The following is a 13,333-nucleotide window of genomic DNA, read 5'->3' on the forward strand; positions in this document are numbered from 1 at the left end:
TGAGGGGTGTACAAAGTGAGTCATCGTTATATTCCATTAACTGAACAAGATAAACAAGAAATGTTAGATGTTATAGGTGCGAAGTCCATTGATGAATTATTTGGAGATGTACCTAAAGATATTTTATTAAACGACGAATTACAAATTGCTAATGCTGTTCCGGAAACAACATTATTTAGAAAGTTAAGTCAAATCGCAAGTAAAAACGTCACTAAAGAAACACATACATCATTTTTAGGTGCCGGTGTATATGATCATTATGCGCCATCTGTAGTTGATGCTATGATTTCTAGATCAGAATTTTACACTGCATATACGCCATACCAACCTGAAATATCACAAGGGGAATTACAAGCTATTTTTGAATTCCAAACGTTAATTTGTGAATTAACAGATATGGATATTGCCAATTCTTCTATGTATGATGGAATGACAAGTTTTGCAGAGGCATGTATTTTAGCCTTCAACCAAACTAGAAAAAATAAAATTGTCGTTTCTAAAGGCATGCATTACCAAGCATTACAAGTGTTGAAAACATATGTAAAAACACGTGAAGAGTTTGAAATTGTAGAAGTTGATTTAGATGGTACTATTACAGATTTAGATAAATTAGAAAAAGCAATAGATGATGATACTGCTGCAGTTGCAGTACAATATCCTAACTTCTATGGTTCTATTGAAGATTTGGAAAAAATTCAATCCTTTATCGAATCTAAAAAAGCATTGTTTATTGTCTATGCGAATCCACTTGCACTTGGCTTATTAACTCCACCTGGTACTTTTGGAGCTGATATTGTTGTTGGTGATACGCAACCGTTCGGTATTCCAGCACAATTTGGTGGACCACACTGTGGCTTTTTCGCAACAACTAAAAAATTAATGCGTAAAATACCTGGTCGCTTAGTTGGTCAAACAGAAGATGATGATGGTAACCGTGGCTTTGTATTAACATTACAAGCACGTGAACAACATATTCGTCGTGACAAAGCAACCTCAAACATTTGTTCAAACCAAGCATTAAATGCACTGGCTTCATCAATATGTATGTCAGCACTTGGTAAACAAGGCATATATGATATCGCAGTTCAAAACTTTGAAAATGCTAACTATGCAAAAGAACAATTTAAAGCACAAGGTTTTAAAGTTGCAGAAGGTACATCATTTAACGAATTTGTTGTAACATTTGATAAACCAATCGCAGAAATTAACCAATTATTAGCTGAAGAAGGCTTCATTGGTGGTTTCGATTTAGGCCAAGTAGATTCAAACTTAGCACAAAATATGTTAATTGCAGTAACTGAGTTAAGAACAAAAGATGAAATAGATACATTTGTTGAGAAAGCAGGTGAACTCAATGGTAGTAAGTAAATCAACACCATTAATATTCGAACGTTCTAAAAAGGATAGATATGCTTATTCCTTGCCGCAAAAAGAAATTGATAATGATGCAGTTAATCGTCTTTTAGATGATAAGTTCATTAGAAAAAACAAAGCAGAATTCCCTGAAGTAGCTGAATTAGATTTAGTGCGTCATTATACTGAATTATCTAATAAAAACTTTGGTGTCGATTCAGGTTTTTATCCACTTGGTTCTTGTACGATGAAATATAATCCAAAAATCAATGAAAAAGTGGCACGAATACCTGGATTTGCGGAATCACATCCATTACAAGAAGAAGATCAAGTACAAGGTTCACTGGAAATTGTTCATAATTTACAAGAAGAACTGAAAGCAATTACTGGTATGGATGAAGTTACATTACAACCCGCAGCAGGCGCTCATGGTGAATGGACGGCTTTAATGATCTTTAAAGCATACCATCAAAAAAATGGTGAAGGTCATCGTAATGAAGTAATAGTACCAGACTCAGCACACGGTACTAACCCAGCATCAGCTGCTTTTGCAGGTTTTAAAGCTGTCACTGTTAAATCAAATGAACGTGGAGAAGTCGATGTTGAAGATTTGAAGCGTTTAGTTAATGAAAATACAGCTGCTATTATGTTAACGAATCCAAATACTTTAGGTATTTTCGAAAAGAATATTATGGACATCCGCAACATTGTTCATGAAGCAGGTGGATTATTGTATTATGATGGAGCAAACTTAAATGCCATTATGGATAAAGTAAGACCTGGTGACATGGGCTTTGATGCTGTTCACTTAAACTTGCATAAAACGTTCACTGGTCCTCATGGTGGCGGTGGTCCAGGATCTGGTCCTATCGGCGTTAAAAAGGAACTTGCAAGCTTTTTACCAAAACCAATGGTCGTAAAAGAAAATGATACTTTCAAATATGATAATGATATTGAAAATTCCATCGGTCGTGTTAAACCGTTTTATGGTAATTTTGGTATATATTTACGTGCATATACCTACATTCGAACTATGGGTAATTTAGGTTTGAAAGAAGTTTCAGAAGCAGCCGTACTTAATGCGAATTACATTAAAGCACGCTTAAAAGATCATTTTGAAATTCCTTATGAACAATATTGTAAACACGAATTTGTTCTAAGTGGTTCTAAGCAAAAATCTGAAGGTGTTCGAACATTAGATATGGCGAAACGCTTATTGGATTTTGGTGTACATCCACCAACAATTTATTTCCCACTTAACGTAGAAGAGGGCATGATGATTGAACCAACAGAAACCGAATCCAAAGAGACTTTAGACTATTTTTGTGACTCTATGATTCAAATTGCTGAAGAAGCTAAAAATGATCCGGATAAAGTGTTAGAAGCACCACATACTACTATTATTGATCGTTTAGATGAAACACAAGCTGCGAGAAAACCTGTTTTAAAATTTGAAAACTTACGTAGCGAAAAATAATTAGAAAACCCCCTGATGAACTTTTAAAGTATCATCAGGGGGTTTTTAAAAATTAGCAACGATTTTTAAGAGTATTTACTTACATTAATTTAGTTGAGCATTACTCTATCATTTAAAATTATTACCATCAATTTATTATTTTTTAGATTTAATTTTGCCAGTCCATTTTTTATAACCGCCTTTGAGCATGTACAAATCAGTGTAACCGTTTTTCTTTAATGTACGTGCTGCACGATAACTCGCAATCCCATTCGCATCACAAAGATAAATAGGTTGGTCTTTTCTTAAACCTTGAAATCTTTGTTTAAACATTGTAATAGGAATATTTCTTGAACCAACAATATGGCCATAATCATAGTCAACTTTTTCTCTAACATCAATGACTTGTGCTTTTCTTAAACCGTTATGAAATTCATTTTGATTTAATTCAGTAACAGCTTTTTTATTAAGCATATAGTTAACTATCATATAAACAATGATAATAATTAGTATTGCTAATGCTATAAACCAAAAACTACTCATCTTGCATCCTCCCTATTTTCCCGATAATATATATTATAAGACTGTTATAACGATTTATCAAAATATTTTTGTTATAATGTTAAAGTTCTGTAAACGATAACAAAAATAAATGTTCTTATTTAATATTGATTGGAGTTTTTTATTGTGACTGAAACTTGGAATTTTATAAATACTGGTAGTAATGATCCTTACTATAACATGGCATTTGATGAGGCATTACTAAATTTTGTATCAAGAGGTGAAATTGACCCAGTTATACGCTTTTATACGTGGAACCCGGCTACCTTGTCAGTGGGATATTTCCAAAGATTAACTAAAGAAATTGACACTGCAAAAGTCAAAGCACTTGGCTATGGTTTAATCAGAAGACAAACCGGTGGTAGAGGTGTACTACATGACAAGGAATTGACTTATAGTGTTATTGTTCCTGAATCACATCCTAACATGCCTAGTACAATAACAGAAGCATATCGTGTTATTTCTGAAGGGTTACTTGAAGGATTCAAATTATTAGGATTTGATGCATATTTCGCAATTCCACGTTCCGAAGAAGAGCGAGAAAAGTTAAAGCAACCACGTAGCGCTGTTTGTTTTGATGCACCTAGTTGGTATGAATTAGTAGTAGAAGGGCGAAAAATTGCCGGTAGTGCACAAGTTCGTCAAAAAGGTGTTATATTACAACACGGTTCTTTATTACAAGATGTTGATATTGATGAACTTTTCGACTTGTTTATTTTTAAAAATGATCGCTTGAAAGATAAAATGAAACAAGCGTTTGTCGATAAAGCTGTAGCAATCAATGATATTGCAGAACGTCATATTTCTATTGCTGAAATGGAATCAGCATTTGAAGCTGGCTTTAAAAAAGGTTTAGATATTGAATTCAAACCACTCAAACTTACGCCATCACAATTACAAGAAGTAGATGAATTAATAATAAAATATAAATCTGATGAATGGAATTATCGTAAATAATGAGCTTCATATGCATCTGCACAATAACTTAATACGCTGTTAATTAAACGATTCAGTTATTGATAGTCTAAAACTGTCGACAAATCTTCTGACTTTGTTGGCAGTTTTTATGCACGCTTTTCCCGGGCACTGCCTTAGCCTATAGTCTGCGGAACGTGCTATTTTGAATAACTTATATAAATAAAAATAAACCTTTCGCAAATTAATGCGAAGGGTTTATCTACGTTTTGAGGCTATGTTACTACTTGTCACTCAGCCCTTTATTTTATAGCATGTTGCAAGTTGTAATTAATGTTTATTACGACGTTTAGATTTTCTAACTGCTCGTTTATATTTCCGCTGATCTGGTGTTAAAAAGAAAAAGTAATAAATTAAATAAATAATCCCACCTAATATGGCTAAACTAATAACCATTTGCACGAAACTAAAAATAAACGTATCTAAGTTCATAATTAGTCCAACTAGTGCAACCGCTATGACAAAATAAAATAAAATCTGCTTCATCATTGCTATTATGCTCCTTTCATGTAAGTTATTGTTCGTTAATACTTACTTCAGTTAAGTCTTGTTGCCCTGCTTTTAATTTCTTTTTATCTTTGGCACTGTATCCCTCTTTAATTTTAGCTAAAGCTTTTGATAAGTCTTTATTAAGTGTTTTTATATTTTTGTGCTTACTTTTTGCATCTGAAGACATGTCATCAGTATCAACCTTGCCTTCATATGTAGCGTATGCTTTATCAGTATTACTAATTAACTTGTCTAATTTACTTTGTATTTTCTGATCGGCTTTATTTTTAGTTAAGTCTGGTTCAAGTGAATTATAGTCACTAATGACATTAGCAATATTATCATAATATTTTGATGATGCTTTCATATAATTAACACGCTTTTCATTACTTTTAGCTTTTTTCATATTTGCTTTATCTTGCTTCAAATCAGCAATTTTAGCTTTTTGATCAGTTATACTTTGGTTTAGTTCTTGAATATCTAATTTTAAATTATGATTTTTTTCTCGTAAATCAGTCGATTTTTCTTCTAATGGCGCTAGATTTTGACTACCACATCCCGCGAGTATACATGATGCGCCAATAATTGATATTATTTTCTTTTTCATCATTTTCTCCTAATTCAAAAACTATTTATTATCATATTATTTATGCTATCATTTTAATGTATATAAAGAAAATGTACAAATTTATTGAATAGGGGGATTCAGCATGGACAAACTTGAACAATTAAGATCCTTTATTGCACAAAAACATTTAGATGGTGTCATTGTATTATCTGAATATAACAGACGCTATTTATCAGGTTTTACTGGTACGAGCGGGGCGTTACTTATCACAAAAGAGGACCAGTATTTGATTACTGATTTCCGTTATATTGAACAAGCAACAAGTGAAGCACCAACATTCCATATAATTAATCGACAAAACAGTCTCATTCAATCTCTAAAAGAACAAATAAGCACACTAAATTTACAAAACATTGGTTTTGAAGGAAATTTAGTAAGTTATGATGAGTATTTACAACTCAGTAAATCTTACGTTAGTTTAATTAGTATTAGTGGCGCAATTGAAAAAATTAGAGAAGTTAAAAACCCGACAGAAATTGAAATTATCCAAAGTGCTGCGAATATTGTAGACCAAGCGTATGAGTACATTTTAACAGTAGCCAAAAGTGGTATGACGGAACAACAATTAAAAGCTAAATTAGAAAGTAAATTATTAGAGCTTGGTGCTGAAGGAACATCGTTCTCTACTATTGTTGCATCGGGACATCGTGGTGCCTTGCCTCATGGCGTTGCAAGCGACAAAATTATCGAACAAGGAGATATGATTACCTTAGACTTCGGGGCATATTATCAAGGTTATGCTTCAGATATTACTAGAACATTTGCTATTGGAGAACCTAATCCAAAACTTAAAGAAATTTATAACATTGTATTAGCTGCAAATCAGAAAGCTATAGAAGCTGCTAAAGCTGGTATTTCTAGTAAAGCATTAGATGCGGTTGCCCGTGATTACATTACCAAGCAAGGATATGGTGAGGCATTTGGTCATTCACTTGGACATGGTATCGGTTTAGATGTACATGAAGGGCCAGTTTTAGCAAAAAATACAGACAGTGCCTTACAAGTTAATAATTGTGTTACAATTGAACCCGGCATTTATATAGACGGATTAGGTGGCGTACGTATCGAAGATGATATTTTAATCACAGAAAATGGTTGTCAACGCTTTACTAATTCCACAAAAGACCTTATTATTTTATAGAAGAGCGTATATTTGAGGAGGAAACTGAATGATTTCGGTTAATGATTTTAAAACAGGTTTAACAATTTCAGTAGATAATGGTATTTGGAAAGTAATTGATTTCCAACACGTAAAACCAGGTAAAGGTTCAGCGTTTGTGCGTTCTAAATTACGTAATTTAAGAACAGGTGCTATCCAAGAAAAAACCTTTAGAGCGGGTGAAAAAGTTGAGCAAGCGATGATTGAAAACCGTCGTATGCAATACCTTTATGCAGATGGTGACATGCATGTATTTATGGACAATCAAACTTTCGACCAAATAGAACTAGCAGCTGATTATTTAGAAGATGAACTAAAATACTTAAAAGCTAACATGGAAGTCCAAATTCAAACTTATGAAGGTGAAACTATTGGCGTAGAATTACCTAAAACAGTTGAATTAGAAGTGACTGAAACAGAACCAGGTATCAAAGGAGATACGGCAACAGGAGCTACTAAATCTGCTACTGTTGAAACAGGTTACACTTTAAACGTACCTTTATTCGTTAATGAAGGTGACATTTTGGTAATCAATACAAGCGATGGTAGTTATATTTCAAGAGGCTAAGCCAATAACGAATCTTGGATAATAACTAAACGACAGACAAGCGCTTATGTTAGTGTAATAGTAATAAACTCTATCTGAGTATCAAGTCTACACTCAGCGAGTCAGAAATCATTTCACCTTATATGATTTCTGACTCGCTTTTTATTTTTATGATATAAATACACAAAAATGTAAATTAAAATGATAAAATAATTAATATACGCAATACCAACGTGCATATACTTGAATTGCGTTTTTTAGTCAAGTAAAATAAGCATGGTAGATGAAAACATTCTGAAGGAGTTATATTTATGAATTTTAAAGAGATAAAGGAATTAATAGAAATTTTAGATCAATCAAGTCTTACTGAAATCAATATTGAAGATAAAGGTAATGTAATTAATCTTAAAAAAGAAAAAGAAACTGAAATCATTACACCACAAATTTCACAACAACCTGTTCAACAATCAGTTGCTCCAGCTGAAACACCAGCAACACTACCTAGTGCATCAACGGATGCCACAACTACATCTAATGATAGCGATGCGAAAACAATTAATGCACCAATGGTAGGGACATTTTATAAATCTCCTTCACCAGAAGAAAGCGCCTATGTACAAGTTGGTGATACTGTAGCAAATGACACAACAGTATGTATCTTAGAAGCAATGAAATTATTTAATGAAATTCAAGCTGAAGTTACCGGGGAAATTACTGAAATCTTAGTTGAAGACGGTCAAATGGTTGAGTATGGCCAGCCGTTATTTAAGGTGAAATAATGAATAAAATTTTAATAGCAAATCGCGGAGAAATTGCCGTTAGAATTATTAGAGCATGTCATGAATTAGGATTACAAACAGTAGCTATTTATTCTGAAGGCGATAAAGACGCATTACATACTCAAATAGCAGATGAAGCATACTGCGTTGGACCAACACAATCCAAAGATTCATATTTAAACATCGCAAATATTCTTTCTATTGCAACTTCAACTGGTTGTGATGGCGTACACCCTGGGTACGGTTTTTTAGCTGAAAACGGAGACTTTGCTGAATTATGCGAAGCATGTCAATTGCAATTCATAGGTCCTAATTATGAATCAATTCAAAAAATGGGAATTAAAGACATTGCTAAAGAAGAAATGAAAAAAGCTGATGTTCCAGTTGTTCCTGGTAGCGAAGGATTAATTAAATCTATCGATGATGCAAAAGATATTGCTGAAAAAATAGGTTATCCTGTTATTATTAAAGCTACCGCTGGTGGTGGCGGTAAAGGCATCAGAGTAGCTCGTGATGAAAAAGAATTAGAAAATGGCTATAAGATGACACAACAAGAAGCAGAAACTGCTTTTGGTAATGGGGGTTTATATTTAGAAAAATTCATCGAAAACTTCCGACACATAGAAATTCAAGTCATAGGCGATAAGTTTGGCAATGTAGTTCATTTAGGTGAGCGTGATTGTACAATACAGCGTCGTATGCAAAAACTAGTCGAAGAAGCACCATCACCCATATTAACGCAAGATAAGCGCGAGGAAATGGGACAAGCAGCTATACGCGCAGCTAAAGCAGTTAACTATGAAAATGCGGGTACAATTGAATTTATTTTTGATTTAGATAGTAATAATTTTTATTTCATGGAAATGAATACACGTATCCAAGTTGAACATCCAGTAACTGAGATGGTCACAGGCGTCGATTTAGTTAAATTACAATTAAAAGTGGCCATGGGCGAAGCGATACCTTTCAAACAAGAGGATGTTGTTATAAATGGTCACGCAATGGAATTTCGTATCAACGCAGAAAATCCATACAAAAATTTCATGCCATCTCCAGGTAAAATCACACAGTATTTAACGCCAGGTGGCTTTGGAGTTAGAATTGAATCTGCATGTTATACGGATTATACAATCCCGCCATACTATGATTCTATGGTTGCTAAACTTATAGTACATCAACCTACACGAGAAGAAACAATTATGACTGGATTACGTGCTTTAGGAGAATTTGTAGTTTTAGGAATTGACACGACAATTCCATTCCATATGCGCTTGTTAAATAACGAAACATTTAGAAGTGGTTTATTTAATACAAAATTCTTAGAAACGCATAATATTATGGATGAAGAAACAGACTAGGAGGTTTGTTTATGGTAAAAGTTGCAGGACATGCACAGTCTAATTTAGGAAATATAGAAATTTCAACAGAGGTACTTGCAGTTACAGCAAGTATAGCTACATCTGAAATTAAAGGTATACATGGTCATTTTAAAGAATTGAGAAATGCGAATTTTGATGAAATTACGCAACGTCAATTAAATAAAGGAATCCAAATTGAAATTAAAGATGAAGATTTATATATCGATGTCTTTTGTGCTTTCGAACAAGGTGTAAATATCTCTGAAACAGCTAAAGCTATTCAAAACGCTATTTATAACGCTTTAACTACAATGACTGCAATTGAACCGAAGCAAATTAATATTCACATTTCGCATATCGCTGCAGCCAAAGGAAATAATAAATAGTAGGTTATTTAGTGACTGAGCCGTAGATATAAAAGAATGACACTTGAAGGAGTTAACAATGAGTAGAAAAGAATCGAGAACACAAGCGTTCCAAACATTATTTCAAATTGAAATTAAAAATAATACACTGACGATTAATGAGGCAATAAACTTTATTAAAGACGAAAATGAAGACTTAGATTTCGACTTTATTACTTGGCTAGTAACAGGCGTTAAAGATCACGAAACGGTATTAGATGATAAAATCCAACCCCATTTAAAAGAGTGGACTTTAGATAGACTGTTAAAAACAGATCGTATTATTTTAAGGATGGCAACTTTTGAATTATTACAAAGTGACACACCTAAAAAAGTAGTTATTAATGAAGCTGTGGAATTGGCAAAACAATTTAGTGATGATGATCATTATAAATTCATTAATGGTGTATTAAGTAATATTGAGTAAAAGAGTGGTAGATAACATGGCTGACTATTTAAGTGTTTCTGCTTTAACAAAATATATTAAATATAAATTTGATCAAGACCCTCATTTACAATCTGTATTAATCAAAGGCGAATTGTCCAACTTTAAAAAGCATTCTAGCGGACATTTGTATTTCAATGTTAAAGACCAGAATAGTGTGATTAATGCGATGATGTTCAAAGGCGTTGCAGCAAAGCTAGATTTTACACCTAAGGAAGGCGACCAAGTATTAGTTGAGGCGCGTGTCTCTGTTTATGAGCGTCGAGGAAACTATCAAATATATGTAAATAAAATGCATATGGATGGCGTAGGAAATTTATATCAAAAACTAGAAGCATTAAAGAAAAAATTATCTGAAGCGGGTTATTTTGATGAACGGCATAAACAAGAGATACCAAAGTACCCCAAAAAAATAGCTGTTCTCACAGCAAGTACAGGTGCAGCAATTCGTGATATTTATTCAACGATTAATAATAGATATCCTCTTGCTGAGCAAGTACAAATCAGTACGTTAGTTCAAGGAGAACAAGCTAAACAAGATATCATTGAAAAGATTCAATACGCTCAATCATTAGATGTAGATACTATCATCATTGGTAGAGGTGGCGGGTCTATAGAAGATTTGTGGAACTTTAATGAAGAAGAAGTTGTCAAAGCAATATTTAATTGTCCTAAGCCCATTATTTCTGCTGTAGGACACGAAACTGATTTTACTTTAAGTGATTTTGTAGCTGATATTAGGGCAGCAACGCCTACACAGGCAGCGGTAATCGCTACACCTGATCAATACGAATTGCATCAACAGCTTCGCCAAGTTAAATTATTTTTAACACGAAATATTAAACAACATGTTCAACAACAACGTAAATATTTAGAACATACAGCTTCTTATTATAAATTTAAAACACCATCATTACTTTATGACCAGCAAATTCAAAAGCGTGATGATTTAGAGAAACAATTAAAATTGAATATGCAGCTAACGTTACAAAATAATAAGCAACAATTATCATTGTTAAAAGGTCAATTTAATTTAAAAACTTTTAAACAAAATATTGTGACACATCGTAATCAAACGCTTCAAAAACAACAAGAATTAACTAAAATTATTCACGCTCAGCTCCATAACAAAAAAACAACACTTGCGAGTAAATTGGATAACCTTAATACTTTAAGTCCAACTAACACAATGTTGCGTGGTTATACAATTGTAAATAAAGATGAACAAGTAATTACAAGTACACAAGATTTAAAAGAAAATGATAATATTGAATTAACAATGAAAGATGGTATCGTTGAGGCTCAAGTAAAGAAAGTTAGGTGTAAAGATGAGTAACAAACAAAGTTTTGAAGAAATGATGGAAGAACTAGAAACAATCGTTCAAAAGTTAGATAATGAGAACGTATCTTTAGAAGAGTCATTAGAATTATATCAGCGTGGTATGAAACTCTCTGCTAGTTGTGATGAAACATTAAAAAATGCAGAACAAAAAGTCAATGAATTAATTAAAGAAGACGAAGAAGTAAAGGAACAAGATAATGAAACAAAAAGTTAACACATTCACTGAAGAAATTAATAATGCAATAGCAGTTATAATACCACAATCACCTTTATCAACTAACTTAGAAGAAAGTATGAGTTATTCATTGGAAGCTGGAGGCAAACGTATTCGCCCAGTTTTACTTTTATTAACATTAGATATGTTGACTAGTAACCATGAACAAGGATTATCACCGGCACTCGCCTTAGAAATGATTCATACTTATTCATTAATTCACGATGACTTACCACCAATGGACAATGATGATTATCGCAGAGGCAAACTGACTAATCATAAAGTTTATGGTGAATGGAAAGCGATCTTAGCTGGAGACGCTTTATTAACTAAAGCATTCGATGTCGTATCGCATGACGAAACACTATCTGACTCTGTTAAACTGAAATTAATACAACGCTTGTCACAAGCAAGTGGTCATTTAGGAATGGTTGGCGGACAAACATTAGACATGCAAAGCGAAAATCAAGAAATACAAATTGATTTAGCTACGTTAGAACAAATTCATAGAACTAAAACAGGTGCCTTAATTACATTTGCCGTCATGGCTGCTTCTGACATTGCACAGGTAGAAAATCATGTTGCTGATGCATTGTATGAATATAGTGATCATATTGGACTGATGTTCCAAATCAAAGATGACTTGCTAGATATATATGGAGACGAAGAAAAGTTAGGTAAGTCTGTTGGAAGTGATCTAGAAAATCATAAGAGTACTTATGTTTCATTATTAGGATTAGACGGTGCTGAAGAAAAACTACAACATCACACCGATGCTGCTTATGATTGTTTAGCTCAAATTGAGCAACAATATGATACATCCAATTTGAAATATATCATTGAACTATTCGTTAATAGAGATCACTAGTTAATAATAGGTTGTGATATAAAGTATATTACTGTAGCAATTATAATGGTATTACAATATAGCCATTACTAATATACTTTTATTCCAACCTATTTTATTTTTATTTAACCGAAACAACAATTTTATATTTATACAGTTAATTTATTTATATTAGCAACTATTTCAGGTAGAAACACTGGCCAGTAAAGAATCTAACTAAATTGCCATGTTATATATACATTCTTAGTAGTAGATAATATCGCTGTATGATAAAATCAATGTATAAATATTCGTATATAGAGGTGTTATCATGGCTAAAAAGTCAGTTAGACATATTAAAATTAGAGAAATTATTTCTAATGAAAAAATTGAAACGCAAGATGAACTTGTTAAACGCTTAAATGAATATGAATTAAATGTTACGCAAGCGACTGTTTCAAGAGATATTAAAGAATTACAATTAATTAAAGTTCCAACGCCTACAGGACAATATGTTTATAGTTTACCAAATGACCGCAAATACCACCCTTTAGAAAAGCTAGGGCGCTATTTAATGGATTCTTTTGTCAACATTGATGGAACAGAGAATTTACTAGTGCTTAAAACACTGCCTGGTAATGCACAATCAATTGGAGCAATTTTAGACCAGATTGCTTGGGATGAAGTATTGGGTACTATATGTGGTGATGATACTTGTTTGATTATTTGTCGTGATAAAGAGGCAAGTGAAAACATTAAAACTAGAATCTTTAATTTATTATAGTTAGAGGGAAGTG

16 protein-coding genes are annotated in these 13,333 nt (G+C 32.9%); 13 read left to right on the forward strand and 3 right to left on the reverse strand.

From position 1 onward, the window contains the following. The first annotated feature begins 15 nt into the window (after nt 1-15). Complete coding sequence (gene gcvPA / locus JVU85_RS01755; RefSeq protein ID WP_002509750.1) at nt 16-1,368, forward strand: aminomethyl-transferring glycine dehydrogenase subunit GcvPA; 1,353 nt, start codon at nt 16-18, stop codon at nt 1,366-1,368. Then, the gene (gene gcvPB, locus JVU85_RS01760; protein ID WP_002509749.1) at nt 1,355-2,830 is read left to right on the forward strand and encodes an aminomethyl-transferring glycine dehydrogenase subunit GcvPB; all 1,476 of its coding nucleotides are present in this window, start codon (nt 1,355-1,357) and stop codon (nt 2,828-2,830) included. Before gcvPA ends, gcvPB begins: the two co-directional genes overlap by 14 nt. A 135-nt stretch (nt 2,831-2,965) precedes the next feature. Here the strand turns inward: gcvPB and JVU85_RS01765 are convergent, their stop codons facing one another. Then, nucleotides 2,966-3,352: a rhodanese-like domain-containing protein gene (locus JVU85_RS01765; protein WP_021459932.1), complete on the reverse strand. Its 387-nt coding sequence runs from the start codon at nt 3,350-3,352 to the stop codon at nt 2,966-2,968. Between the two features lie 144 nt (nt 3,353-3,496). On the opposite strand from JVU85_RS01765, the gene JVU85_RS01770 reads away from it, so the two are divergent. Continuing rightward, a complete protein-coding gene (locus JVU85_RS01770) occupies nt 3,497-4,327 on the forward strand; it encodes a lipoate--protein ligase family protein (protein ID WP_002509747.1) in 831 nt (276 codons plus the stop codon). A 288-nt stretch (nt 4,328-4,615) separates the two neighbouring features. Here JVU85_RS01770 and JVU85_RS01775 read toward each other — a convergent pair whose 3' ends face one another. After that, nucleotides 4,616-4,831 (reverse strand): SA1362 family protein, encoded by a 216-nt coding sequence (locus tag JVU85_RS01775; protein WP_031266857.1) that lies wholly within the window; start codon nt 4,829-4,831, stop codon nt 4,616-4,618. 28 nt (nt 4,832-4,859) lie between these two features. Next, nucleotides 4,860-5,441, reverse strand: coding sequence for a hypothetical protein (locus JVU85_RS01780; protein ID WP_002509745.1), 582 nt, complete (start codon nt 5,439-5,441; stop codon nt 4,860-4,862). Nucleotides 5,442-5,544: 103 nt separating this feature from the next. Here JVU85_RS01780 and JVU85_RS01785 point away from each other — a divergent pair, with 103 nt between their 5' ends. The 10 genes from JVU85_RS01785 (at nt 5,545) to ahrC (ending at nt 13,320) form a co-directional block, all read left to right on the forward strand. Continuing rightward, a complete protein-coding gene (locus JVU85_RS01785) occupies nt 5,545-6,603 on the forward strand; it encodes a M24 family metallopeptidase (RefSeq protein WP_204172060.1) in 1,059 nt (352 codons plus the stop codon). 28 nt (nt 6,604-6,631) lie between these two features. Next, complete coding sequence (gene efp, locus JVU85_RS01790) at nt 6,632-7,189, forward strand: elongation factor P (protein WP_002509743.1); 558 nt, start codon at nt 6,632-6,634, stop codon at nt 7,187-7,189. A 290-nt stretch (nt 7,190-7,479) separates the two neighbouring features. After that, nucleotides 7,480-7,947: an acetyl-CoA carboxylase biotin carboxyl carrier protein gene (accB, locus tag JVU85_RS01795; RefSeq protein WP_021459935.1), complete on the forward strand. Its 468-nt coding sequence runs from the start codon at nt 7,480-7,482 to the stop codon at nt 7,945-7,947. Continuing rightward, on the forward strand, nt 7,947-9,305 hold the full coding sequence (gene accC, locus JVU85_RS01800; protein WP_021459936.1) for an acetyl-CoA carboxylase biotin carboxylase subunit: 1,359 nt from the start codon (nt 7,947-7,949) through the stop codon (nt 9,303-9,305). Before accB ends, accC begins: the two co-directional genes overlap by 1 nt. Nucleotides 9,306-9,316: 11 nt before the next feature. After that, nucleotides 9,317-9,691: an Asp23/Gls24 family envelope stress response protein gene (locus tag JVU85_RS01805; RefSeq protein ID WP_002509740.1), complete on the forward strand. Its 375-nt coding sequence runs from the start codon at nt 9,317-9,319 to the stop codon at nt 9,689-9,691. Nucleotides 9,692-9,749: 58 nt separating this feature from the next. Then, nucleotides 9,750-10,136, forward strand: coding sequence for a transcription antitermination factor NusB (gene nusB / locus JVU85_RS01810; protein ID WP_002509739.1), 387 nt, complete (start codon nt 9,750-9,752; stop codon nt 10,134-10,136). Nucleotides 10,137-10,152: 16 nt separating this feature from the next. Further along, on the forward strand, nt 10,153-11,490 hold the full coding sequence (xseA, locus tag JVU85_RS01815) for an exodeoxyribonuclease VII large subunit (RefSeq protein ID WP_021459937.1): 1,338 nt from the start codon (nt 10,153-10,155) through the stop codon (nt 11,488-11,490). Continuing rightward, nucleotides 11,483-11,710, forward strand: a complete 228-nt coding sequence (locus tag JVU85_RS01820; protein ID WP_002509737.1) for an exodeoxyribonuclease VII small subunit — start codon at nt 11,483-11,485, stop codon at nt 11,708-11,710. The genes xseA and JVU85_RS01820 overlap by 8 nt, the downstream gene beginning before the upstream one ends. After that, nucleotides 11,694-12,578 carry a polyprenyl synthetase family protein gene (locus JVU85_RS01825; protein WP_002509736.1) on the forward strand — a complete coding sequence of 295 codons (885 nt, stop codon included), beginning with the start codon at nt 11,694-11,696 and terminating at the stop codon, nt 12,576-12,578. The genes JVU85_RS01820 and JVU85_RS01825 overlap by 17 nt, the downstream gene beginning before the upstream one ends. Nucleotides 12,579-12,867: 289 nt before the next feature. After that, nucleotides 12,868-13,320: a transcriptional regulator AhrC/ArgR gene (gene ahrC / locus JVU85_RS01830; RefSeq protein WP_002509735.1), complete on the forward strand. Its 453-nt coding sequence runs from the start codon at nt 12,868-12,870 to the stop codon at nt 13,318-13,320. Nucleotides 13,321-13,333: the final 13 nt, after the last annotated feature.

Origin of the sequence: Staphylococcus sp. GDY8P72P (assembly GCF_016890655.1) — a bacterium.
Lineage (GTDB): Bacteria > Bacillota > Bacilli > Staphylococcales > Staphylococcaceae > Staphylococcus > Staphylococcus arlettae.

Excerpts from the sequence above, each read along its gene's own strand:
- gcvPB (WP_002509749.1), top strand. The coding sequence starts at position 1,355 with ATGGTAGTAAGTAAATCAACACCATTAATATTCGAACGTTCTAAAAAG.
- JVU85_RS01765 (WP_021459932.1), bottom strand. The coding sequence starts at position 3,352 with ATGAGTAGTTTTTGGTTTATAGCATTAGCAATACTAATTATTATCATT.
- JVU85_RS01775 (WP_031266857.1), bottom strand. The coding sequence starts at position 4,831 with ATGAAGCAGATTTTATTTTATTTTGTCATAGCGGTTGCACTAGTTGGA.
- JVU85_RS01780 (WP_002509745.1), bottom strand. The coding sequence starts at position 5,441 with ATGAAAAAGAAAATAATATCAATTATTGGCGCATCATGTATACTCGCG.
- JVU85_RS01785 (WP_204172060.1), top strand. The coding sequence starts at position 5,545 with ATGGACAAACTTGAACAATTAAGATCCTTTATTGCACAAAAACATTTA.
- efp (WP_002509743.1), top strand. The coding sequence starts at position 6,632 with ATGATTTCGGTTAATGATTTTAAAACAGGTTTAACAATTTCAGTAGAT.
- accB (WP_021459935.1), top strand. The coding sequence starts at position 7,480 with ATGAATTTTAAAGAGATAAAGGAATTAATAGAAATTTTAGATCAATCA.
- accC (WP_021459936.1), top strand. The coding sequence starts at position 7,947 with ATGAATAAAATTTTAATAGCAAATCGCGGAGAAATTGCCGTTAGAATT.
- JVU85_RS01805 (WP_002509740.1), top strand. The coding sequence starts at position 9,317 with ATGGTAAAAGTTGCAGGACATGCACAGTCTAATTTAGGAAATATAGAA.
- nusB (WP_002509739.1), top strand. The coding sequence starts at position 9,750 with ATGAGTAGAAAAGAATCGAGAACACAAGCGTTCCAAACATTATTTCAA.
- xseA (WP_021459937.1), top strand. The coding sequence starts at position 10,153 with ATGGCTGACTATTTAAGTGTTTCTGCTTTAACAAAATATATTAAATAT.
- JVU85_RS01820 (WP_002509737.1), top strand. The coding sequence starts at position 11,483 with ATGAGTAACAAACAAAGTTTTGAAGAAATGATGGAAGAACTAGAAACA.
- JVU85_RS01825 (WP_002509736.1), top strand. The coding sequence starts at position 11,694 with ATGAAACAAAAAGTTAACACATTCACTGAAGAAATTAATAATGCAATA.
- ahrC (WP_002509735.1), top strand. The coding sequence starts at position 12,868 with ATGGCTAAAAAGTCAGTTAGACATATTAAAATTAGAGAAATTATTTCT.